This is a genomic window from Wolbachia endosymbiont (group B) of Ablattaria laevigata, from assembly GCF_964277395.1.
Taxonomy (GTDB): Bacteria; Pseudomonadota; Alphaproteobacteria; order Rickettsiales; family Anaplasmataceae; genus Wolbachia.
In genome coordinates, this window is record NZ_OZ195519.1 from 109,066 (window position 1) to 133,812 (window position 24,747).

The 24,747-nt window shown below is 34.3% G+C and carries 21 protein-coding genes and 1 rRNA gene; 12 read left to right on the plus strand and 10 right to left on the minus strand.

Annotated features, from left to right (window positions below):
* Positions 1-37: 37 nt before the first annotated feature.
* Entirely contained in the window at positions 38-559 is a 522-nt protein-coding gene (locus ACICP1_RS00620) for a pyrimidine dimer DNA glycosylase/endonuclease V (protein ID WP_007302421.1), read from the minus strand.
* 130 nt (positions 560-689) lie between these two features.
* Positions 690-2,087: a phage terminase large subunit gene (gene terL / locus ACICP1_RS00625; RefSeq protein WP_395460891.1), complete on the minus strand. Its 1,398-nt coding sequence runs from the start codon at positions 2,085-2,087 to the stop codon at positions 690-692.
* Positions 2,088-2,148: 61 nt separating this feature from the next.
* Between terL and ACICP1_RS00630 the strand changes: the two genes are divergently transcribed.
* Entirely contained in the window at positions 2,149-3,231 is a 1,083-nt protein-coding gene (locus tag ACICP1_RS00630; RefSeq protein WP_265041975.1) for an alpha/beta hydrolase, read from the plus strand.
* 464 nt (positions 3,232-3,695) lie between these two features.
* On the opposite strand, the gene ACICP1_RS00635 is transcribed toward ACICP1_RS00630, so the two are convergent.
* The 7 genes from ACICP1_RS00635 to purE form a co-directional block, all read right to left on the minus strand.
* Positions 3,696-5,021 (minus strand): hypothetical protein, encoded by a 1,326-nt coding sequence (locus tag ACICP1_RS00635; protein ID WP_395460892.1) that lies wholly within the window; start codon positions 5,019-5,021, stop codon positions 3,696-3,698.
* Positions 5,022-5,025: 4 nt separating this feature from the next.
* Complete coding sequence (locus ACICP1_RS00640; RefSeq protein ID WP_395460893.1) at positions 5,026-8,865, minus strand: collagen-like protein; 3,840 nt, start codon at positions 8,863-8,865, stop codon at positions 5,026-5,028.
* Between the two features lie 372 nt (positions 8,866-9,237).
* Positions 9,238-10,701, minus strand: a complete 1,464-nt coding sequence (locus tag ACICP1_RS00645) for a DegQ family serine endoprotease (RefSeq protein ID WP_264375972.1) — start codon at positions 10,699-10,701, stop codon at positions 9,238-9,240.
* A gap of 3 nt (positions 10,702-10,704) precedes the next feature.
* On the minus strand, positions 10,705-11,577 hold the full coding sequence (hflC, locus tag ACICP1_RS00650) for a protease modulator HflC (protein ID WP_264374549.1): 873 nt from the start codon (positions 11,575-11,577) through the stop codon (positions 10,705-10,707).
* 2 nt (positions 11,578-11,579) lie between these two features.
* The gene (gene hflK, locus ACICP1_RS00655; RefSeq protein ID WP_264682589.1) at positions 11,580-12,605 is read right to left on the minus strand and encodes an FtsH protease activity modulator HflK; all 1,026 of its coding nucleotides are present in this window, start codon (positions 12,603-12,605) and stop codon (positions 11,580-11,582) included.
* A 407-nt stretch (positions 12,606-13,012) separates the two neighbouring features.
* Positions 13,013-14,842, minus strand: a complete 1,830-nt coding sequence (gene mutL / locus ACICP1_RS00660; protein ID WP_353278868.1) for a DNA mismatch repair endonuclease MutL — start codon at positions 14,840-14,842, stop codon at positions 13,013-13,015.
* Complete coding sequence (gene purE / locus ACICP1_RS00665) at positions 14,842-15,342, minus strand: 5-(carboxyamino)imidazole ribonucleotide mutase (RefSeq protein WP_007302433.1); 501 nt, start codon at positions 15,340-15,342, stop codon at positions 14,842-14,844. The genes mutL and purE overlap by 1 nt, the downstream gene beginning before the upstream one ends.
* Before the next feature lie 862 nt (positions 15,343-16,204).
* Here purE and ACICP1_RS00670 point away from each other — a divergent pair.
* The 10 genes from ACICP1_RS00670 (at position 16,205) to ACICP1_RS00715 (ending at position 21,890) form a co-directional block, all read left to right on the plus strand.
* Positions 16,205-16,501: a helix-turn-helix domain-containing protein gene (locus ACICP1_RS00670; RefSeq protein WP_064085421.1), complete on the plus strand. Its 297-nt coding sequence runs from the start codon at positions 16,205-16,207 to the stop codon at positions 16,499-16,501.
* Between the two features lie 60 nt (positions 16,502-16,561).
* Complete coding sequence (gene rpoZ / locus ACICP1_RS00675; protein ID WP_395460894.1) at positions 16,562-16,954, plus strand: DNA-directed RNA polymerase subunit omega; 393 nt, start codon at positions 16,562-16,564, stop codon at positions 16,952-16,954.
* Positions 16,955-16,983: 29 nt separating this feature from the next.
* Entirely contained in the window at positions 16,984-17,229 is a 246-nt protein-coding gene (locus ACICP1_RS00680) for a monovalent cation/H+ antiporter complex subunit F (RefSeq protein WP_319606842.1), read from the plus strand.
* Between the two features lie 6 nt (positions 17,230-17,235).
* Positions 17,236-17,508: a monovalent cation/H(+) antiporter subunit G gene (gene mnhG, locus ACICP1_RS00685; protein WP_395460895.1), complete on the plus strand. Its 273-nt coding sequence runs from the start codon at positions 17,236-17,238 to the stop codon at positions 17,506-17,508.
* Between the two features lie 11 nt (positions 17,509-17,519).
* Positions 17,520-18,044 carry a DUF4040 domain-containing protein gene (locus tag ACICP1_RS00690; protein ID WP_010404272.1) on the plus strand — a complete coding sequence of 175 codons (525 nt, stop codon included), beginning with the start codon at positions 17,520-17,522 and terminating at the stop codon, positions 18,042-18,044.
* The gene (locus ACICP1_RS00695; RefSeq protein ID WP_264682594.1) at positions 18,037-18,456 is read left to right on the plus strand and encodes a Na(+)/H(+) antiporter subunit B; all 420 of its coding nucleotides are present in this window, start codon (positions 18,037-18,039) and stop codon (positions 18,454-18,456) included. Before ACICP1_RS00690 ends, ACICP1_RS00695 begins: the two co-directional genes overlap by 8 nt.
* Complete coding sequence (locus ACICP1_RS00700; RefSeq protein WP_010404276.1) at positions 18,453-18,755, plus strand: cation:proton antiporter subunit C; 303 nt, start codon at positions 18,453-18,455, stop codon at positions 18,753-18,755. The genes ACICP1_RS00695 and ACICP1_RS00700 overlap by 4 nt, the downstream gene beginning before the upstream one ends.
* Positions 18,756-18,894: 139 nt before the next feature.
* Positions 18,895-20,793, plus strand: coding sequence for an RNA polymerase sigma factor RpoD (rpoD, locus tag ACICP1_RS00705; RefSeq protein WP_395461297.1), 1,899 nt, complete (start codon positions 18,895-18,897; stop codon positions 20,791-20,793).
* Between the two features lie 776 nt (positions 20,794-21,569).
* Positions 21,570-21,713 (plus strand): hypothetical protein, encoded by a 144-nt coding sequence (locus ACICP1_RS00710; RefSeq protein WP_029237693.1) that lies wholly within the window; start codon positions 21,570-21,572, stop codon positions 21,711-21,713.
* 24 nt (positions 21,714-21,737) lie between these two features.
* A complete protein-coding gene (locus ACICP1_RS00715; protein WP_226079291.1) occupies positions 21,738-21,890 on the plus strand; it encodes a GDSL family lipase in 153 nt (50 codons plus the stop codon).
* Positions 21,891-22,422: 532 nt separating this feature from the next.
* Here the strand turns inward: ACICP1_RS00715 and ACICP1_RS00720 are convergent.
* A complete protein-coding gene (locus ACICP1_RS00720; protein WP_029237695.1) occupies positions 22,423-23,040 on the minus strand; it encodes a hypothetical protein in 618 nt (205 codons plus the stop codon).
* 153 nt (positions 23,041-23,193) lie between these two features.
* On the opposite strand from ACICP1_RS00720, the gene ACICP1_RS00725 reads away from it, so the two are divergent.
* Positions 23,194-24,697: ribosomal RNA gene (locus ACICP1_RS00725) — 16S ribosomal RNA — on the plus strand.
* Positions 24,698-24,747 lie beyond the last annotated feature (50 nt).

Sequence of the window (24,747 nt, forward strand, 5' to 3'; positions counted from 1 at the left end):
CTACCTTTTTTATGATCGGTTTGGATAATTTTATAACCTATAGCATTTTGTCTAGCAACCAATCTGGTGCTTCTCTACCTTTTTCCCACTTAGCAAATCTCATCTTTTCTTTTAGGTAATATTCTCTATATGCTTCTATTGGGTTATTACATTTATATCGATCAGGTAACGCTTGTGTAAAAGCTTGTATATCAGCTGATCGAAATATTAGCAAATCCTTGTTATTATCGCACCAATCTATAACTTCTTCGGATTTATGCGTTCTTTTGTATCGCAAGCTATATTCTATACACAATTCTTTTCCATGTTTTATTAACCAATCAAAGTTTCCTTTTGATTGTCTAGCCCATAAAGAACAAGGATGGTTTTTGTGAGTAAGTTTATATGGAACTTCTATATTCTGGTTTGTAATGCTGACTAAAGGATTTGGCTCTTTTAATGCTATTGAAAAAACACTGCTAAGCAATTGAGCAGTTTCTAGCGGCATTTTTACTATGTGCTTATCGCATAACATTTGTGCTGCAGTTACAGGATTTTCGTCTAATATAAAGATATTCATCTAAGCACCCAGAGATAGAATTTTTGCGTAGTATTTATTTCAATAAACCCTAAAATATCATTCAGAAAATGGATAAGTTAAATAAGCTCAGTTAAAAAAATTATACACAATTCCGAGGAACCTTTTCAAGCTACAATGAACGTATAGCTACCACTCTAGCAATATTATTTCTCACCCACTGAAGATATTGCACGGTACTGTCTACTTGATCGTCGTGACGGATTTCTGGAAACATTAAAATCTCATACTCAAAGTCGCTAAGCCATACTGCTTGGTTAGGGAGAAAAACCCGCTCAGATTCTATAATTGGGACAATTCGGTGAAATCGAGTTAATTTGTCATCATGTGGTACTATTTGAATAATAGGTAAATCACTGTTTTTCCTGAGCTCCTGAACCAATTGCTGACCGCTTGCTTTTGCTTCGATTAAAATTGCGTGTGGCTTCCACCTTGCAGCCAGCGACAGAACTTTCTCTTTAAGTTTTGGATATTCAAGTTTTGCGCGATATACATCGAGTAAATAGAATGTATTATCTACTTTTGTCCAGGTAGTGCAGACACTAAAGTCACTTGTATTGTTTGTTGAAATTGCAGTATCCCAACTTTGTGTTACATGCAAGAGGCTATCAGGAAAATTTTTATAGCGCTTCAACCACTCTCGTTTAATTATAGCACTTGAAAGTGGTAGAGGGTTTTGTTGGTATTGAGCAGCAAAACCATAACTCCCAAGTTCAGCTTTTATCATCTCAATTTCTTCTTTTCCTTCAGTTAGGGAATACAACAATTGACCTTCTTTTCTTGAGTATATTTCCTGTTCATGCTCTGGAATATGATTATTAACTGAATAAATAATCTCCTTATCTTCAGCTATTATTGGTAAACAGACATGATGCCATATGTTTCTTGGTTTACAGAGGAGGTGACCAGTTAAATCTTCTAAATGGAGTCTGTGCATCACAAGAACGATAACTCCTTTTTTTCTGTCGTTGAGCCTGGTTACTAAAGCCTGATCAAACCAGTTTGCAGCACGCTTTCTAAATGTTTCGCTCAAAGCTTGTGCGGGACTTAGTGGATCATCCACGATAATGAAATCTCCACCTTCACCGGTTAATGTTCCTCCAACTGATGTTGCAATTCGACATCCTCTCTGCACTGTTTGAAATTTATATTTAGTGTTTTGATCTTTGCATAATTCTACTTTCGGAAATAGCTCTCTATACCAATCAGATTGCATTATGCACCTTGTATCGAGTGAGTGCTTTTCGCTGAGGAGCCGAGAATAACTTGCAACTATTATTCTTGCAGTTGGATGATTTCCGAGTATCCATGCGGGCCATGCAACACTTACACAAATAGACTTCATTGAACGCGGAGGCATATTGAATATTATTCTTTTCACTTCACCTGAACTTGCCGCTTCAAGCCTATCCGCTATGACTTTTATATATTGATAATCATTATACTCACACCCCGGTACTACCGTTTGAAAGCATAATTCAATGAATTTTAAAAAGTTTATATTGTTCATAAAATTGAGATTTTGTTGATTTTTTAAGATTTTTTTGTATAATTATAGTGAGAGTTAAAATATGAAAGAAATAAGAGAGCAAACTGAGAGAGAATTTATAAAAACTCAAAACGGGATGAAAATAGAGACAATTACGCTTCTTGGTAAAAATCAAAACAATAATCAAGGTGAAAAACATCTGGTATACTTTATTGGCGGAGATAAAGCATTAAGTCCTAGCAAAGATTATTTCCAAAACTTCGATTGGGCTACAGATCAAGGTATTACTGTATACCTTTTTAATTATCCTGGATTTGGTTTAAGTAAAAATAACTCACTGATACGTAGCAATAGAGTTAAATCTGGTATATCAGTTGTAACTAACTTGTTGGAAAAAGGTATAAAACCAGATGATATTATATTGTTCGGAAACTGCTTAGGTGGACATGTAGCAGCAGAGGTTCATAAAAATTTTAAAGATAAGGATATACATCTAAGATGTATAGTTAATAAGGCTGCTAGTTCACTCAAACAAGCTTCTCTTTATTATTTTGGATTCATAGCGAAATTAAAAATTTTTCTTGCTCCAATAATCAAATTAGTACTAAAGGTTTTTGGTTGCCATTGGAAAACACACAAAATTATTAATGCAATTACCCCTTACACCTTATACTTTAATCAAGAGGGAGACAAGACGATAAAACAACCAGCACAACTTGCAACAAAAATAGAAAAAATAGATCAAAGCGGTAGAAACCAAGAAAAAGAAGTGTTTGAAGGTTTTGAGGAATATGAAGAATTTTTCAAGCAGCATATAATATTAAGAAAGAATGATAAATGTATTGATTCTAAAAAAGCTGATAAAGATATACATAAATTGCCAATTACGTGTTTAAAGTCTTCCAACAAAACTGACTACACTTTTCCTGAGCTGATTAGTTTATATATTCAAATAACAGATGAGTATTTTTCTAAACATGGCTCACTAAACAATGAAGAGAAAGTTAAAGTGTTTAAAGAAAGTAAATTTTATAAAGATTTTTCAAGCTGTAAAAATTCAAAGGGCTTTTTGCATAATCACATGAAGAAGCAAGAGATGTCATTTCAGCATGTGATAATAGAATCTGGGGAAAAAAGACCTTTCTTGACAAGTCAAAGAAGGTAGTTGCTCTTAACTTGACGCGTATACTTTTTTTAACATTTGAGCCATCTGTATCTGTTCAGATGCATGCAAATATTGAAACCAGTGTTTCTTTTCTTGTCATCCGAGTACTGGGATTCAGAAGACTCAGGTAATAAGAACTAGATTCCAGCGTCACGCGCTGGAATGACACCGTCATAAACTGCTAGGCCTTCATAATGTCATCCCAGTACTGGGATCCAACTAAATTGGTGAACACTTTACAGCATTTTTGATAGAAAGAACTAGATGCCAGTGTCAAGCACTGACCATTTTTTCCTTAAGTTTTTGCAGCTTGTGTTCTATTACAAAACCACTGCGGTACTAACGAGCGGCAAAATGGTACCGAATCTAAACTAAAAAGAATACATTTTTACACTGCTTGAAAGTCTACTCGATTCAATTTTAAAAACAATTATTGAAACAATTATAATATACTTTGTGCGTGGTTAAGATAGCTCTGGAATAGTATAAAGAACTATGTCATCATTGAAGAGAAATTCATCTGTTGTTTTGTACTCTTTATTAATTTTATAAGAATCATAAACATCGTAATCTGCTTTTGTATGGTAATCACAATATTGAAACTTACCCTCTTTATTAAAAACGCCAAATTGATCAATTAATGTAGCCATTTTCTTACCTTTTCCACTTTTTGTTAATTCAAATACATCAGCTGGGCAGTGGCCTGAAGAATCTTGATTAGTAGTTCCTTTTGCAATAAAAAAAGATGGTTTATCGTTAAGTAACTTGCAGAAATTTGGCTTATATTCCTTTTTCATACAGTTTAAACTTATATATTGATATTTATCTGGAATATTTGAGTATTGAGAATCGTATTTTTTATGTTCAAAAAACTCATTACCTAAGAAATTACAAAACGTTAATTGATAATCATCATTATTACTAGACTTAACGACTTTAAGGTAATGAAAGTCTCTAGGAATTTTTATCTCTTCTTCTGTAACGTGATTATGTATGACCAATTGGTCATCAAGCATGCAGTAACCTATTTTCGGTAAAGTAGCTACGAGCTTACCGTTTAACATGATATCTGCTTGATAGATATTATCCGATAACTTCTCTCCTTGCTGCAAAGTAAAATTCTGCTCTGCCTTAGCTGGCGCACTGCATTGCTCAGTTTTAGTTAAGTTTTTTATTATTGTTGATATCTCACTAATTTCTAATATATCATGTTCATTTTTTGTGTATTGATACTTATAGCAACTACCATCTTCACATACTGGAAGACATTTTCCTTCTTCATCTGATATATAGATATAATCACCTTCTATTGTAAAATAAAGTCCACCTTTTTCTTCTTGAATTTTTTGTAGTACTGGGTCATTTTCATCGTTAAAATTGATAAAATTGAGTACTCCAGTTATATCTCTACCAGACAATTTGAGGCCAAAGTTAGGACTATCTTTTATGTTGTAAAGCGAAATCAAGATAGGTTTTGATTCAAGCTTTTCTATAATATTGTTTCTATTTGTACTTATTATAGCTTCTTGTTCTACAATAAGATCCTCTTTAATAGAGTTTCCACTTTCATCAGATCTTTCTGCCTGCAGGGGTAAGTTTCCTTCATATAAAGATATTTTATCTCCCTGCTTCTTTAACTTTAAACTATTAATATTCTCTACTTTAATTGTACCAATATGTGAATGGATAACCTTACTATTTTTGTTTAATATATAATATTCAGCAGGAAGTTTAATCAATTTTTTATAGAGCGGGTTTTTATCCTCTATTTTAAATATATGTTTTTCCATGATATTACCTTAAATAACCGACAACTTGCTGATTAATAGCACTGAGGCTACTAGGAGGAGAGACATAACTCATAAAACTCCTTGGCTGCTCATTATTTGCCACTATTTTTTCAGTATTAACGAAAGCTCTTTGCTGCTCATTGTCTTTTAATCTTTTTTCCATATGATCTTTAAAAGTAAACAAACATTTACTAGTTTGTTTGTAATTAGGGAGTGATTTTTTTGCAGTTACACACAAGAACTTCAACAACTCATTATGATTTTCATCATTAAGTAATGACTTATTGATAATGGTTGACTGCAGTTCCACTGGATCAAAATTTAGACTTTTCTTTGAAATGCCACATTTCACAGCTGTTGCTCCCAATACTTCTTCAAATTTTGTTACAACATCTGCTGCATCTATTATTTTTGCCACTTCCTGTATTTCATTTTTTACTTTATATTCGTCCTGTCCTACCGCAGGGTAAAAGAAATTTATTACTTGAGATATAAATGAAGTTGGTCTGCTTGCTCCGCTTGTCACTGATGATTTTTTAGTTTCCCTCCTTCTTCTGCGTGCACTACAAACTTGATCTGCAGGATTTGTTGTACAAAACATATCTCTTACGCTACTATGCAATGCTTCCGCATTTTCTGCGGATTGAAGTGCTTGATCAGCAGAATCTTCAGCTTCTCCTGTAAGATTCACTGTTTGATTGTGTAGTATTTTAACCTTATCTTCCGTATCTTTAGCTTGTTTGGCAAAACCTTCTGAAGCATTTTTAGCTGCCTCTGCTGCTTTTTTAGCATCCAGAGTTTCATTTTTTGCTTTTCTTATCTCACGTAAAAACTGATCAGCTAATGTAGCACCTATTCCATCTTCTCCCTTGGAACCTGGCAATCCATTCGCACCTGGAGCTCCGGTATCTCCTTTTGGACCTTGTGGACCTGGCATACCCTTAAGACCAGATCTACCAACTTGACCTTTAGGTCCTTGCAAACCTATCTCTCCCTTAGGTCCTTGCAACCCATTCGCACCTGGTTCTCCTTTGTCACCTTTAGAACCTATCTCTCCTTTCTCACCCATATCACCTTTTATTCCCATAGCTCCGTCTAATCCTTTAGGACCTATATCTCCCTTTGTTCCATTTATACCTGGCTCACCTTTTATACCTTGAGGTCCTATATCTCCTTTTAATCCTTCTATACCCGGCTTACCCTTGTTACCTGTAAGACCTTGCGTACCATTGAAGCCCCTCAGACCTGGCTCTCCCTTAGGACCTTCTGGACCTTGCAATCCATTTGCACCTGGTTCTCCTTTCTCACCCATATCACCTTTTATTCCCATGGCTCCGTCTAATCCTTTAGGACCAATATCTCCCTTTGTTCCATTTATACCTGGCTCACCTTTTATACCTTGAGGTCCTATATCTCCTTTTAATCCTTCTATACCCGGCTCACCCTTGTTACCTGTAAGACCTTGTGTACCATTGAAGCCCCTCAGACCTGGCTCTCCCTTAGGACCTTCTGGACCTTGCAATCCATTTGCACCTGGTTCTCCTTTCTCACCCATATCACCTTTTATTCCCATGGCTCCGTCTAATCCTTTAGGACCAATATCTCCCTTTGTTCCATTTATACCTGGCTCACCTTTTATACCTTGAGGTCCTATATCTCCTTTTAATCCTTCTATACCCGGCTCACCCTTGTTACCTGTAAGACCTTGTGTACCATTGAAGCCCCTCAGACCTGGCTCTCCTTTTGAACCTGGCAACCCATCTGATCCTTTAGGACCTTCTGGACCTTGCAACCCATTCGCACCTGGTTCTCCTTTGTCACCTTTAGAACCTATCTCTCCTTTCTCACCCATATCACCTTTTATTCCCATGGCTCCATCTAATCCTTTAGGACCAATATCTCCTTTTTCTCCCTTTGGACCTTGGACTTCTCCTGGATTTTTCCTTAGTTCTTCTGCAATGCTTTGTGTTAGCTCGGTATTATTTGCAAGGTTTTCTACTAATGTATGATTAGCATCACTTAGTAACACATCTGCTAGCTCTTCCATTCTGTTATCAGCTAATGCAATGGCTATTCCTGTTTGAATATCTTGATTACTAATAATTCTTCCTGCAACTTGCTTCTCTAATACTAAATCTCCGCCTTGGTCATGATATTCAAGCACCTGATTAGCAATAGTGCCATTATTAATTAATTTTTGTGCAACTTCTTCAGGACTTGCATCTCTACCTTTATCACCTTTAGAACCAGTATCTCCTTTGGGACCTTTAGAACCTATCTTTCCTTTCTCACCCATATCACCTTTTATTCCCATGGCTCCGTCTAATCCTTTAGGACCAATATCTCCCTTTGTTCCATTTATACCTGGCTCACCTTTTATGCCTGGCTCTCCCTTAGGACCTTGTGCACCTGGCAATCCATCTGTTCCGGTATCTCCTTTATCACCTTTAGAACCAGTATCTCCTCTCTCACCTTTTAGACCTTGAGAACCAGGCTCACCTTTCCAACCCCTTGGCCCACTCGTTCCACTTTCACCTCGCACACCTCTATCACCCTTTATACCTTTTGTTCCATCTATACCTGGCTTACCCTGAGAACCAGATTCTCCCTTGTTGCCTTTTGGACCCAAATGGCCTGGTTCACCTTTAGGACCACGTGCTCCAGTGCTACCTACAGAACCTTCTGGACCAGGAAAACCTCGGTCACCCTTATCACCTCTGGAACCTTGGTTGCCGTTGAACCCCGGTTCACCGGGTGCACCGGTATAACCTAGTTCGCCCTTTTGTCCTGGAGGACCTTGAGGACCAGGCGCTCCATCGAAGCCTCTATCACCTTTTTGTCCCCTTTCACCTGGCTCACCTTTAGGACCTTGTACACCAGTACGTTCTAATCTGTCTATTCTGCGTTTTAAAAGTTCAATTTCTGTTTCTAAATTTATATGTTCTTGAATATTCACATCAACCTCCAAAAAGTTATCAAAATTTTCTAAGTTATAATAATAAGGATATGGACCTGGTCTATTGTCGTTCTCATACCCAAAAGAATTAGGGTTAAAATTATAAAAATTTTTGCATGTGCTATTTTCATACGATATGCAACCAACATAACTATTGCCTAACTTTTTTACTGCGAAATAGGTATCTTGTGCTTTCAAGCTCTCCATTTCATGAAAAGGGAATAGCTGGAATATATTGTCTATACGAGTAAATGCTGAAAGGATATTATTCAATATGCCAACTTTTCCACCAGTTAAATTATATACCTGAGCGCTCCTATATAATTTGTATATATTTCTTGATTCTTTAAACAAATAGTCTCCTATTTTTATTTTGAGTCTTTTATCAGGTGAACTTTTAAGATCTTCCAAAATAAGACTGACATTTTTGCTACTAATTATGTCTTTTGGATCTATTAAAACCTTCCTGTTTTCTAGCAGTTCATAATAAATACTACAGCTTTCACGATTATATGCGTTAACATAGAAACCATCTGTGTAACCATGAGGTATACGATCAATAGTATCTATCATAGTATTTTTGCCATCATAGTAATAATAATAAGGTTGATCAGAGGTAGTAACTAAAGCGAATTTGTAATCATTTCCTACCCTTTCTAGCTTTAATTGTGGCCATTCAGATAAGTCGTTTAGTATACTTGCCACGTCATGCTTCAAATCCCAAATTTGAAAGTGCAGACCAATATTGTTGTCGATGATAATGTAAGATACACTAGGCAGGCTAAATGTTGTTTTGTTATTTAATCTTATTTGTGCAGGTACCCTACGACCAATTCTATTATTACAATCGTTTTGTGGAATATCTTCTTTTTCTAGTTTAAAACGCATCTCCACCTCCCTTTGCGATTAGATATAGTTAATTTATGGGTATTAATTATTGATTAATAATGATGATAAGTAAATATGATTATGCTTTATACTAATTTAGTTATAAACTAATTTGTGAAAGAAAGTTATTTTTTTACAACTGAGCATAAAAATGCTTTATATTATCGAATTTCTTACCACTCCAGCTCTTTCATCTTATAGATGATGATGTTCCAGTGCTTGATACTGAAATCTAGTTCTTCCATAATCTCGTTGGAAACGTTTTCAGTATAGGGATAAATTTTATTAATCTACAGAAAAGCCCTCACCCTTAGGGTAAAGAAGCTAGTTAAATTTGTCAAGCAATTTTTTCATGACCAGCTAGATAAATAGCTACTTCTTCAATTTGATTGAAGTAAAAAACTGGTTTCCATTGCGGTAAATAAGCAACATTACTGAATCTTTGCCGTCTTTCTTTACTGCTGAATCAATTTGTTTTTGAAAATCATTAGTATTTTCAATATCGATTCCATCTAGTTGAATAATTATATCACCTTTCTTAATAACACGTAGTGTAGAATTACTACTACTATCTACACTAGTAACTACTACACCCTTTGTGGGTGCATTTTTTTTTAGTTCTTTTGGCAAATTTGAAACGGTTAAACCACTTATATAACTAGATGTTGATTTATTTTCTTCTTGATTATTACCTGAATCATCATTTGTAGATTCCTCGATTGCAACCTTGATATTGACTTCTTTACCTTTTCTAAGTAACTTAACCTGTACTTTCTTTCCGGGCTCAGTTCGTGAAACCATATGAGGTAATTGCGTCATTCTATCAATTTTTTTGCCGTCAAACTCTAATAGTATATCACCTACTTTGATTCCTCCTTTCTCTGCAGGACTGCCCTTTACTACGCTTGCAACTAATGCACCTTTGATATCTTTTAAACTCAAGGATTCAGCAAATTCTTTTGTTATAGGCTGAACTTGCACGCCAAGCCAACCATGTTTTATTTTTTTACCACTTTTTAATGTATCAATAATTGAAATAGCTAGATTAGATGGTATAGCAAAGCCTATACCCACGTTACCGCCAGACTCAGATGGGGAATAAATAGCAGTATTAATACCTATAACTTTTCCATTTAGATGAAATAGTGGTCCCCCTGAGTTACCTCTATTAATTGCAGCATCAGTTTGAATAAATTCATTCATAGTACCAATACTAATGTCTCTAGATCTTGCAGACACAATTCCTGTACTTACAGAGCCACCCAAACCAAAAGGGTTGCCTATTGCAATAACTGTATCACCAACTCTTGCTTTATCAGAATTACCAAATTCAACAAAAGGAAGATCTTTATCAGAATTAATCTTAAGCACAGCAAGATCAGTTTTTGCATCATAGCCTAAAACTTCTGCTTTGAAATAAGTATTATCGTTCATAGTAACTGTAATATCTTGGGCATTTTTAATAACGTGATAGTTGGTTACTATGGTTCCACTTTTATCTATAATAAATCCAGACCCAAGTAACGTCACTTCTCTATTAATGCTAGGAGCTCTATCGAAAAATTGATCAAAATGCTCGAAAAATTCTCTAAAGTCATCAAAGAAATTATTTCTTGGCGTAAAGGGAATTTTAGTTCTACTGTTATTTTCTTGCTTAACTATTTGCTCACTTGAAATATTTACAACTGCGGGAATAAGTTCTTCCACTATATCAGCAAGCCCTTTATTACAACTACATACAGGATCTGCAACTGTTTTTGCAAACAGATTAGCATATGAAGAAAATGAAATTAAAAAATATGCAAATATAGATAAAATAAATGCTTTACTTTTCATAAACTATTTCCATCCCTTGTTCAAAATATCTAAGAAATTATTATTTGGTGAAAGCACAAATTTAGTATTATCCTTAGCAAATGATTTACTATAAGCTTTCATAGAGCGATAAAAGTTAAAAAACTCTTCATCAACCTTGAATGCCTCATTATAGATTCTAGTTGCTTCAGCATAACCACGGCCTCTTATTTCATGTGATTCTTTTACTGCACTAGAGACAATTCCCCTTTTTAATTTATCAGCTTTTGATCTAATTTCTTGTCCAGCTTGTTCTCCTTCTGCTCTAATTTCTTTTGCTTCCTTTTCTCTTTCAGTTTGCATGCGGCGGAATATTGCAGAACTATTTTCTTCTGGTAGATCTGCTCTCTTAATTCTTACATCTATTATTTCTATGCCAAATTTTCCAGCTTCAGAATAAACTCCACGTTGAATTAATTGCATAACTTCTGATCTCTTTTCATTCAACAAACTAATTAATGAAAATCTTCCTATATTCTCCCTTATGTGAGCTTCTATGACAGGATATAATCTTCTAACTAGCCCTGATTCATTTTTCACAGTTTGATAAAAAGTGATAGGATCTATTATTTTATATTTTGCATAAGCATCTACTATAATACGCTTTTGATCTGCAGTTATCACTTCCCTTGGAGTTTTATCAGGACTTAAATCTAAAATTCTCTTATCAAGAAATTCTACGTTATTTATAAATGGCAATTTAAAATATAAACCACTGTCCCTAACATCTTTTACGACTTTACCGAGTTGTATAACTATTGCTTGTTTTGTTTCTTGAACAACGAAGATTGAATTAGATAAGGCAATCAATAATACAACAAATATAAAAGCAAAAACAATTTTTATATTACTACTCATGGCTATTTTCCTAAATTTGTAAGAGGTAAATAAGAGAACATACCTTTCAGATCGTCTGTTATAACAAACTTATCTACCTTGCTGAAAATATTTTCCATAGTTTCAAGATAAATACGATTCTTAACAAGAGAAGGATTTTGTCTATATTCTTCGTAAAGAGATAAAAAGCGATTTGCATTACCTTTTGCTTCATTTATTATTTCATTCTCGTATGCTTCTGCATCTAATTTTATCTTTATTGCTTCACCTTTTGCACGAGGTATAATATCATTACTGTAAGCGTATGCTTCGTTTATGGTACGCTCCTTATCTGCGCGAGCACTTTGTACATCCCTAAATGAGCTAATCACCTTTTCTGGTGGATCAATTTTTTTCATTTGAACGGATAAAATCTCTATACCCATTTGATATCCATCAAGAATCTGTTGCAATAAAATTATAGTATCTCTGGAAATTTCAGCTCTGCCTTGACCTTCGAGTGCAAAAGAGATCGTATTCTTACCTATTATTTCTCTCATAGCACTTTCAGCAGCATTTTTAACGCTAAAACCAGGTTTATAATCCCGCACTTTGAATAAATAATCTTTAGCATCCCTGACTCTCCATTGGACCTCAAAGTTAACGTTGACTATGTTCTCATCTCCGGTAAGCATCACTCCTTCACCACGATCTGTATCTCGCCCATAAGAGCTGCTTATCCCAATTTCTTCACGATTTACTTCTTTAACATTTACTTTAAAAACCTTACCAATAGGGTAGGGAAAGTGATAACGCAAACCAGATGTTTCTGTATTGGAATATTTGCCAAAAGTAAGTTCTATACCTTCCTCACTCGGATGGACAATATAGAAACCAGTACAAAAATAAAACAACAAAACAATGAAAATGATGAAATAAGGTTTTTTCCCTCTATTTCTGGTTAAGCCATTAAAAAAGCATCTTATATCAGACACAGCTTTACTTAAAATATCTTCATTACTTGGACCTGACGGTTTCTTTCCAAGATTCCAAGGATTACGCTCATCCATAAAAATTATTAATTGTATAACTAATACGCTGATATTACTTAATCTTATCGAAAAATGCAAAACTATTTTGTTTGCAAATTGAAACGAAGAATATTATCATACACTTTCTTTTCTCTATATAGTACGGTTGATTCTATAGAATTTTCTGGCTTTTTTTAAACTCTTTATTGTCGTTTTTGATAAGTATTTTTAGTTGTATATTAATTATTAACATAAAAGACAATGCCTGGGATTTAGGAAACTTAATTTTAATCAAGTAGCTGCGTAATAAATCATTGTCAAGTGATGGAATGACATTATCTACTATGCAAATTACCTGCAAATTGCAATGTTCAAACAATTGTGTATCTGAGTTTTGAGATGACGAAACTAGGGTTGTATAATCTATACATATTTGTGATAACTTCTCACCTTCGCTCAAATAACTTTTCAATATCGCTTAATTTCATTTCTATATAGGTTGGTCTTCCGTGATTGCATTGTCCAGAATATGGTGTTTTTTCTATTTGCCTCAACAACTCATTCATCTCCTCTAATTTCATCTTTCTACCTGCTCTAATTGATCCATGACAAGCAATTGTAGCTAGTATTTTATTTATTTTATCCTCTATAGGTAGAGTATCTTCTATTTCTATTAATCTATCCACTATATCAATTAGCATTTTCTTCACATCTATTGACCCTAAGATTGCAGGTATTTCTTTTACTATGATCGCATTTTCTGATTTAATTTCGATATCAAAGCCCATTTCGAAAAGCTTATCCTTATAAACTTCTATCATTTCCATACCGGCTTGACTTTTGATTTCAACCATTTCAGGCAAAAGAAGTTTTTGTCTTTTTATACTTGATTTCTCCTTTAAGCACTCGTATACTAGTCTTTCATGGGCTGCATGCTGATCTACTATAATTAGTTTGTCTCTTACCTCGGCAATAATATAAGTATTGTAGATTTGACAGTGTGCAAACCCAAGTGGATAGTCCCTTATTAGATCGGTTTGTTTCCTTTCCAAAATTGTAGTTTCTGCTCGTGGAGGAGATTTTTGCATACCAGTATAATCAAACGATTTTGAATGTTCTGATAAGCTTTTTATCTCTATATTTGGAGAAGTAAATTCTCTCATTAACTGGTTTTCAAAAGGATCCGACCTTCTTCCATAAAATTCATTTTTAAGACTAGACCTACTAAAAGGATCTGATGATAGATGATTCGTTGTTGTTCCATTCTGGGCCAATACAGTTTCTGCAAGATCTATTCTCTTTGATAGCACTTTTATTAGCCCTCTTCTCACTATTTCATATATTAGCCTCTTGTTCTGAAACCTTACCTCTGATTTATTTGGATGCACATTTACATCAACTTGATCATACGGTATCTCTAAGTGCAGCGCTGCAAAAGGATATCTATTGCTTGGAATAAGGTCGTGATACGCATAACGAATTGCACCAATAAGTAGATTATCTTTAATTGGTCTACCATTAACAAATGTATAGATCTGAGTTGAATTGCTACGATTGACAGTAGGTTTACAGATGTATCCTGTAAGTCTAATGCCATCTTCTTCTTCACTAATTTGCAAAGAGTTTTCATGAAATTCTTCTTCTACTTCGCATAGCCTGCTAAATAATGAGGTCTGCTTAGCATACTTAAGAAGCTTCTTATTATCGGAGATAAGAGTAAACTCAATTCCATAATTGATCATTGCTAAGTTGTTTACAATATCAACAATGCTTTGTGTTTCTGCCCTTTCGGTTTTGAGAAATTTTAGTCTATTTGGTGTGGCAAAAAATAAATCTCGTACTTCAATATATGTTCCTATCGATAAAGGATAAGGAACAAGCTCTCCTATTTTTTCTCCCCCCTCATACCTTATAGACCATGCTTGATCTGCTTTGCTTGCCTTAGATGATAATTTTATTCTGCTTACTGCTGCAATTGAAGGCAAAGCTTCTCCTCTAAAGCCAAGATGCTTGATCTCTATCAATTCACTGTCACTCAATTTTGAAGTAGCATGGCGCATAAACGCAAGTTCTAAATCATCCTTTTTTACTCCGCTACCATCATCGATTACAGTAATGAGGTTACGCCCACCACTTTCTATCTTAATTTCTATCTCTGAGCTTCTGGCATCTATTGCATTTTCCACTAATTCCTTTACCACACTTGCAGGCCTTTCTATTACCTCTCCTGCTGCTATACGATTTATGGTTTTTGTATCTAAAAGAACTATTGCCATTATAATGTTGGTTTTTCTTTTACTGCTTTAGTTTGCCCCTCTCTCCATTTTTTTAATCTATCTGCAATTTCACTATTAGAAATCGACAATATAGATGCAGCAGTAATAGCGGCATTGCATGCTCCACTCTCTCCTATAGACATTGTTGCAACTGGAACACCTTTTGGCATTTGCACTATAGATAATAGACTATCTAGCCCATTTAATTGCTTGCTATGCACAGGAATACCGATAACAGGTAAATAAGTAAGCGATGCAGTCATACCAGGTAAATGAGCCGCTCCTCCTGCACCAGCTATAATAACCTTAAAGCCTTTTTCTTGAGCAGACTTAGTAAAATTAAAGAGTCTCTCTGGTGTTCTGTGTGCGGATATTATAAATACATCATGTGAAATTTCCAATTCTTTTAATAGGTTAATAGCATGCACCATAGTGCCATAATCCGACTCGCTTCCCATAATTACAGCAACATCCTTTTTCATTTTTTCTGTATTAGACATGATTTTATTTACTAACCAAATAGTATTTCAGAAGCAACAGATATTTAAATTAAATTACGAATATGATATAGCATTCTTATTAAATATAAACTTTAAAAATTGAAATGAATCCCTATATTAAAATATAGAGGTATAAATTTCGGATATAAGGGTCTATTCATAATCTTTTTAGAAGCAAAGCGGTGGAAGCAAGAAGACGATTTGTAAGCTAGTATTGAATTTTGCTTATCACAATTGTCTACACTTTTCTATAAGAGTATTAGAGACTTACCTTTTGACAATACGGCAAAGATTTCTACAGTTACATCCTTTTATTTGTTTCTTTGCAATTACTTTTTTATATATGTTTCAAAACACTTTCTTTACTTCCGCTATGTTTTTTACTTCATTTATTAAAATAATCTTGCCATTTTGAAAACATTGTTGATTCACTGAAGCCACTTTTTAGGACCTGTAACACTATGTAAAATATATCCTAAATCTTCTTGATTTTGTTTCTTTCTACAGAACTCTACTCAGTTTTTCTCCTACTCATCTTGCTCTGTTTTCATAATTTACATACTCTATCTCCTGCTTTATTCCTTTCTTGAGATCATGTACAGTCTCTAAAACGAGTTTGTAAAATGATTATTTCTGTATTTTAAACTTTGCAATTTCAACTTATTCTCTTTAATAGTAAGTTTTTTACAAAATAATAGTTTGAAATTACTAGTATTTTGATAAAAATTATAGTCAATTTAAAATTTTGAGTATCAGTATATCATTATAGTTATTGACAAATTATATAATATTAATATATTGGTATATTAAATATTATGATATAATATTTAATAAAGCTAGTTGGTATGTGAGAGTAAAAATTATGGAAACAATATCATTAAACAATCTGGATAGTGAAGCAATAAAAAAAAAATTGCTGAGCATAATAAGTAAAATTATAGGAAAAAATACTTGGACTCAAGCTTGTGCGGCTGAGAAACTTGGTATTGATCAACCAAAGGTGTCACAAATTAAAAGTGGTAAGACAAGTGGTTTTTCTTTAGAGAGACTGTTAGGTTTTTTGAAAAAGCTTGATCATGAAATAACAATTACAATAACAGAAAATCAATCAGTAAAAGCTAAAGAAGAAAAAGTAGAATGTAGAATTGGATCTCAATAGATCCGAAGTTGACATCTTATTTTTTGTGATATAGTATAAAGTTTATCAAGGTAGTATTTTATGATTGAGTCTATTGTAGAAAAGTGTGTAGAACAGGTACACAACCGTTTTAAATTGGTTCTGCTAGCAAGTCAAAGAACGCATGATTTGAGTACAGGGGCAAGCGATCCCGTTGAAATGGTTAAGTTTAAAGATCATAAGGATACGATAGTTTCTTTATATGAAATAGCAGAAAAGAAGGTGAATACTCATGAGTTGTTTAACCTTTTGGTGAAAAGGTGCAAGGAGCACATGAAAGGAAACACAGATAATACTTATATTAATAGTCCAAGTAAGCTAGCAAATTTGTTAAATTTTTCTGATCATCAACTTAACACAAGTATGGATGTAAGTCAAGAAAGCCACGATGATGAAATAGATGATCAAGATAGTGGTGAAGAAGTACCGATTTAGAAATCTGCAGAGGTTATAATAGCTTATAAATGATTAGTATTGCTATCTATGCGCTTTTGTTCTGTATGAGTGTAATGTTATGTTGTATAGTATTTAGGTCAAGTGATGTGTACAATAAGATTTTAGCATTCAATAGTTTATCAACACAAGTAGTTTTACTCATAACAGCAATATCGATTATTCTGAATGATTTTTTTTTAATTGATATAGCATTACTATATGCTAGCATCAGCTTTATATCAACTATAGCGCTAATGAGATTAATGTTGTTTTGATAATTTATGGTAGCATCCATTCTCATATTTTTAGGTGTTTGTTTAATAGTCATTTCAAGCTTAGGAGTAGTAGTATTTCCTGATTTCTATACTAGACTACATGCTGCAGGTATTGCAGATTCTAGTGGCGCAATGTTGTTGTTGATTGGTTTTGCTTGGCAAAATGAATTTTCAATCAATACTATTAAAGTTATATTATTGATTTTTATAATATGGATAGCCAATTCAACTAACAGTTATATTTTAGCGCGTACTTATTATAAAAGTAAAGACTATTAAAGAAGGTTAAGATGCTAGAAATACTGAATCTAATATTACTTTTGCTGTTACTCACGGTTACAGTTTTTATAGTTCTTTCGAAACATTTGGTTGTAAGTGCTGTTCTAATGTGTGTATTTAGTTCACTTATTGCACTTATGTACTTGATTATGAATGCGCCAGATGTTGCAATTACCGAAGCTTCTGTTGGTGCAGGATTGAGCACAGTCTTTACGTTTGCAGCACTCTCTTTGGTAAAGAATTACAAAGCAAATTTATCTCATAGCCCCACAACACTTTTTTTTATGTTATTTTTGACTGCATGTTTATCATACTTTATGATTCAATTACCAGATTTTGGCAGTCATAATGCTCCAGTTCACTTGCACGTTGCTCCTTATTATGTAGAAAATACTGAAAAAGCTATTGGTATTCCTAATATAGTGACAGCTGTTTTAGCAAGCTTTCGTGGCTATGACACATTTGGAGAAACTATAGTAGTTTTTACTGCTGCACTTTGTATAATGTTAATATTAGAAGAGAAAGAAAGTGATTAAAGATCCGGTATTAAGTGCAGTAACATTTTTGATGATACCTTTTATCATTTTGTTTGGTTTATACATACAGTTTCATGGTGACTATACTCCAGGTGGAGGTTTTCAGGCGGGAATAATTATTGCTTCTGGGATAATATTATATTCTATGTTATTTGATGTACCTACAACTTTAAAAGCAATACCTTACTCTATTATCAAATTTACTAACGTACTAGGTATTTTAACCTATGGAGGAGCTGGTATTATAACAGTTTTATTTGGCCAAAATTTTTTATCCTATAGTATATTGTCAGCTGATGGTAGAACAGGTCAAAAATTGGGTATTTTCTTAGTGGAGCTGGGTGTATTGCTTACCGTCTCTTCTTCCATGTTAATCATATATATAAATTTTGCTCGCAAGAAAAAACAATGACTCTATATAATTATGTAGGCATTACTATATTGATGGTGCTAGGTTTCTATATCATTGTAAATGATAAAAACTTAATCAAAAAAATGATGGGATTAAGTGTCTTACAAGCATCTGTTTTGTTGTTTTACATATCTTTAGGGTATGTAAAAAGTTCTTTACCTCCTATATTGACTTCAAATTTTCACTTATATACCAATCCTATACCTCACGTCTTAATGCTTACTGCTATAGTGGTTGGAATTGCAACATTTTCAGTTGGATTGTCCATAGTAGTAAGAATGGAGAGATTAGTTGATTAAGAAGAGTGTGAATAAATTGACAGTATCTTAAACTATATGAAGTAGCAAGTAACTATAAATTAAGAATAAAACTATAAGCTTGCTAATTGTAAGTTTATTTGATAAATAAGAAATAAAATTATAAACTGTAAAGGTAATGATGTCAACTATTAATGGTACGGAAGATAGGAAAAAGATCATCAAAGATCTTGTAACCAAAAGTATAAGAAAGGGCGGTTTTATCACTTTTGATGATATAAATGATAAGTTGTCAGATGAAAGTTTTCCACCTGGTTTTATAGATGATACTATAGCTTTATTGCAAGACTCTGGAATTAACATACTCGAAAGTAGTGAAGATGAGGAAGAAGCTCCTTCTAATGATGATGGTAATAAGCTTGATGATGATGAGACATCGTTGAATACTACTACAACTTTAGTGCAAAATGATGATCCAGTAAGGATTTATTTACAAGATATGAGCTCTGTAAAGCTTTTGTCACGAGCAGATGAAATTAAGATAGCAAAAAAAATTGAATCTGAAAAGCATAACATGTTACGTGCAATAATTGAAACATCAGTGGCATTCAACATGATCAAAACATGGCGTGATGATTTAAGTGGGGGAACTTTTTTGCTGAGAGAAATGATAAATCTAGATGCAATTTATAACTCTGATTTCAATATGGTAGCCAAAGAAGAAAGTGAAGCTGAAGATGTTAAAGATTATGTTGATGATGAGGAAAAAGGCAACGATGAAAAGGGAAATGAGAGTGAAGATATAAGTTCAGCGAATTTAAACATTTCTGTTCTTGAAATGGAAAGTGATTTATTGCCAAAGGTTATCACAGCATTGGATGAGATCATTACTTTAACAAATGAAGCATTGGTATTGAAAAAAAATTCTAAAGATTTCTCTAATGAGCTAGAAAATTTATATAATCAAATATGGTCTGTAGCATTACAAATTCAGTTTAGTGATGCTGCTATTGCCAGAATTACACAAAAACTTTACGAAATAAATAGACTAATCACGTTTGAAGAAGCTAATCTTATTACTGAGGCTAGAAAGTACGATATTGATAGAGAAAGTTTCTATAATATTTATTGTGCTGTGCTTTTAGAGCACGAATTGAGCGAAATCAGTCTTTTAAAGAAGAATGAAAATCAGTCCCTTTTTACAGGTGAATTAAAAAATAAATTCTTAAGGTTTATAAACGATAACTATGAATATATAGCTAGTGCCTTAAGAAATATTAAGAGTTATGTACAAGGAGATAAAGTACAAGAGTTTAAGGAGCTAATCAAGAGAATACAAAAACACGAACGAGAAGTCTCTGAAGCAAAGCAAGAGATGATAAAGGCTAATTTAAGGCTAGTGGTTTCAATTGCTAAAAAGTATTCAAAAAGAGGACTTGATCTACTTGACTTGATACAAGAAGGCAATATTGGTCTTATGAAGGCTGTAGATAAGTTTGATTACAAACGTGGATATAAATTTTCGACTTATGGTACTTGGTGGGTAAAACAATCAATAACTAGGGCAATACCTGAACAGTCTAAAGTAGTTAGAATACCAGTTCATATGGTGGAAATTATCAGTAAAATCAATAAAGCATTAAGAAAGATGACTCATGGAATGGGTAGAGAGCCAACATTAGAGGAATTAAGTATAGAATTGGCAATGCCGATAGAAAGAATACGTAAAGTTATGAAAATAGCAAGAGATCCAGTAAGTCTTGAAGCTCCAACAGGAAAGGATGATAGTAGTACCTTCGGTGATTGTATAGAAGATAAGCGAGTTTCTAAACCAGAGGATGCTGCAATACTTGCCGACTTGCGTGGCATTACGACCAATGTTCTTGCAACTTTAACACCAAAAGAAGAAAGAATTCTAAGGATGCGCTTTGGCCTTGGTAAAGATGGAAAGGAGCATACCTTAGAAGAAGTAGGAAAAATTTTTAATGTTACACGTGAAAGAATTAGGCAAATAGAGGCAAAAGCACTACGTAAGTTGAAACATCCAAGCCGTGCTAAAAAACTTAGAGGTTTCTTTTAAGGCAGAAGGGCTGCTCAAAAAATAGGTAAAATTCAGCCAAAGTTCTATAATTTTACCCTATTTTTCTTTTTTTATAGGCTTCATAGAGCAGTATGATTAGATATTGAATGTTATGGCAAATGAAAAGAATAACTCTAATTCAAAGTGTAAAAATTTTTGTGTTCTGGGTGATAGTTTATCTGATAATGGTGTAATTATTGAAATTTTAATAACTTATCCTTTGTAAGAAACGTGAAACTTAATGCCCCTTTTTATTAAGGAGGATTTTTAGCAATGGCCTTACTGTTGTTGAATATGTAGCAAGGTATTTAGGTTTAGAAGAATTTAAGTCATCATGGAGATGCTCATTTTTTGATCGATACTATGAACAGTAAGGTCATAACTATGCGATTTTATATGCAACAGCATCTGAAATTCTTAACCCTATTTTTTCTTATTTCCTCAATAAATTTCGTTTAGTTAATCAGCTAAACGCAGTAATTAAACATCATCCAGACGTAGGTAAAGGAGATTTTATTTTTCATTATAATCGAGGAAATAATATTATGGGTGCCACTGCTTATAACAATGTTAAAGCAGAAAAAGTATTGAAATAAAGCGGTTAGTGAAATATGTAATGCATTTGGTTCTAAATGAATATGGTGTAAAGCATGTGATTGTTGCAAATGTGACTGAGGTTGGTTTGATACTAGCTTTAATAAAGACGAAAAGCAAGAGAGCTGGCTGCAAAGCTTACACAGAGTTTCAATACAAAATTAGCTAATGATTTAGATTATATGAAGAAAGGTGCAGATCTTGAAATAAAAGCATTCGATCTTAATTCTAAAATGAAAAGTATGCTTGGTAAATATAAGAGCAAAGGGTTAAATGATCGAGATGCATACCTATCAAACATCGTAGACCAGTTTGGGGGAGGGTGATTTGGAAAAAGTATAAAGATACTCTTGTTGATATTTAAAGGAAGGCTTGATACTTACTATAATTCTGGATGCAGCATAGAAATACTAAAGGATTATTTCTTTTTTGATTATTTTTATCCAACTGCAGAACCTTATTGTGAAGTTGGTAATGAAATGTATGAGTTGATAAAAAATTAGATTTCTTTTAAACATCTTTACGGTTTGTAGTAACTATCTGCGTAGCTGAATGGTAAAGGGAGGGGGGTAAACAAAGTAATCTAAAATATAGAGAAAATACAACGGTGCTTGATACATAGCTATTGCGATTTTATCCTCTTTTTGTCATTTTAGTGCTAGAATGACATTCTGCGAGTGAAGTTTATTCTTTGATATATTAACTATAAATATAGAGAAGTCTTACTAAATAAAAAAGGTAAAAGAACCTCTGAGTAGTAAAGTTTTGACTCTATATTACTGTAAGTGGTGCTGTAATAATGTTCTAACAAGCGTGACTTGGCTGAGTATAGAAAAAATTAAAAAACCGCTATAATTTTACGTAATCTACCAATAAACACCTAAGTTTTTACTGGATTTTGTGATTGATTCTGCAGGTCAAAAACAAATTTTGAGTCATAACTACTTTTAGTGCCATAATAAAATAGGGAGGTTTGTCAAGTAAAGTTCTTTATTTCATCAGATGCGCTGCCAAATTGTTATGCAAGCAAGTTTTTTAGTTTTCGTATATCCGAAGTAATTCTTGTGCATTGGCCTTGATTAGAGTCGGACATTCTCTATCATTTAATAATGAATGCAATATTTCAATTGCACCTTTAATGTCGTTACTGTGTATCTTTACTATAGCGATAGCTTCTTGGCTTGAATAAGGGTACACTGCATTTGATTCTAAATTACTAATTTTATCTCTATTTGTTTTTTCACCGCTGGAGTGAAGTAAGCTCATTACTTCTAAGTATTGTGCTAACTCACGCAAAACATCAGGAGCATCTTTATCGTCTGCCAAATCATTATAAATAATAGATGCTGTGTCTGTTGGCATTGAATCTGAGATATGATTGAATGCGCGTTCAAAATTTGCTAAATACTCCCAATTTGAATCTATTTCTTCTAGCAGTGACTTATTATCTTTTTTTAAGAATAATACTTCGTAAAACTTGTCACCTGCAGTTATAGATTGTTTTGTGTTATCAATGTTGCGCAATAAGTATAATGTGATGCCAACTAACATTGGCGCGAGTGCAAGCAGAAAGATGTATTTTTTCATGGTAATATTCCAAATAGTTATATATTTATACATTAATGCTTTTGATTTGCAAAAACATATTGACATAGTGATTATATCACATAATAATATTCTTAGAGTTGTTTGAATAGTTGGAGATTAAAATATTTCTAAAGTAGAAATAAAGACAGCAGTATTAAGCTAAATTATTTTTTGTCGGATTTATCCGATGTACCCTCAATCTTTTATAGGTTGAAGTCTAAATTTGAGAGTTTGATCCTGGCTCAGAATGAACGCTGGCGGCAGGCCTAACACATGCAAGTCGAACGGAGTTATACTGTAGCTTGCTATGGTATAACTTAGTGGCAGACGGGTGAGTAATGTATAGGAATCTACCTAGTAGTACGGAATAATTGTTGGAAACGGCAACTAATACCGTATACGCCCTACGGGGGAAAAATTTATTGCTATTAGATGAGCCTATATTAGATTAGCTAGTTGGTGGAGTAATAGCCTACCAAGGCAATGATCTATAGCTGATCTGAGAGGATGATCAGCCACACTGGAACTGAGATACGGTCCAGACTCCTACGGGAGGCAGCAGTGGGGAATATTGGACAATGGGCGAAAGCCTGATCCAGCCATGCCGCATGAGTGAAGAAGGCCTTTGGGTTGTAAAGCTCTTTTAGTGAGGAAGATAATGACGGTACTCACAGAAGAAGTCCTGGCTAACTCCGTGCCAGCAGCCGCGGTAATACGGAGAGGGCTAGCGTTATTCGGAATTATTGGGCGTAAAGGGCGCGTAGGCTGGTTAATAAGTTAAAAGTGAAATCCCGAGGCTTAACCTTGGAATTGCTTTTAAAACTATTAATCTAGAGATTGAAAGAGGATAGAGGAATTCCTGATGTAGAGGTAAAATTCGTAAATATTAGGAGGAACACCAGTGGCGAAGGCGTCTATCTGGTTCAAATCTGACGCTGAAGCGCGAAGGCGTGGGGAGCAAACAGGATTAGATACCCTGGTAGTCCACGCTGTAAACGATGAATGTTAAATATGGGAAGTTTACTTTCTGTATTACAGCTAACGCGTTAAACATTCCGCCTGGGGACTACGGTCGCAAGATTAAAACTCAAAGGAATTGACGGGGACCCGCACAAGCGGTGGAGCATGTGGTTTAATTCGATGCAACGCGAAAAACCTTACCACTTCTTGACATGGAAATCATACCTATTCGAAGGGATAGGGTCGGTTCGGCCGGATTTTACACAAGTGTTGCATGGCTGTCGTCAGCTCGTGTCGTGAGATGTTGGGTTAAGTCCCGCAACGAGCGCAACCCTCATCCTTAGTTGCTATCAGGTAATGCTGAGTACTTTAAGGAAACTGCCAGTGATAAGCTGGAGGAAGGTGGGGATGATGTCAAGTCATCATGGCCTTTATGGAGTGGGCTACACACGTGCTACAATGGTGTCTACAATGGGCTGCAAGGTGCGCAAGCCTAAGCTAATCCCTAAAAGACATCTCAGTTCGGATTGTACTCTGCAACTCGAGTACATGAAGTTGGAATCGCTAGTAATCGTGGATCAGCATGCCACGGTGAATACGTTCTCGGGTCTTGTACACACTGCCCGTCACGCCATGGGAATTGGTTTCACTCGAAGCTAATGGCCTAACCGCAAGGAAGGAGTTATTTAAAGTGGGATCAGTGACTGGGGTGAAGTCGTAACAAGGTAGCAGTAGGGGAATCTGCAGCTGGATTACCTCCTTAGGCTTTGTACGTAATTCACCATTTCAAATAATAGTGTCATTATGTACTAT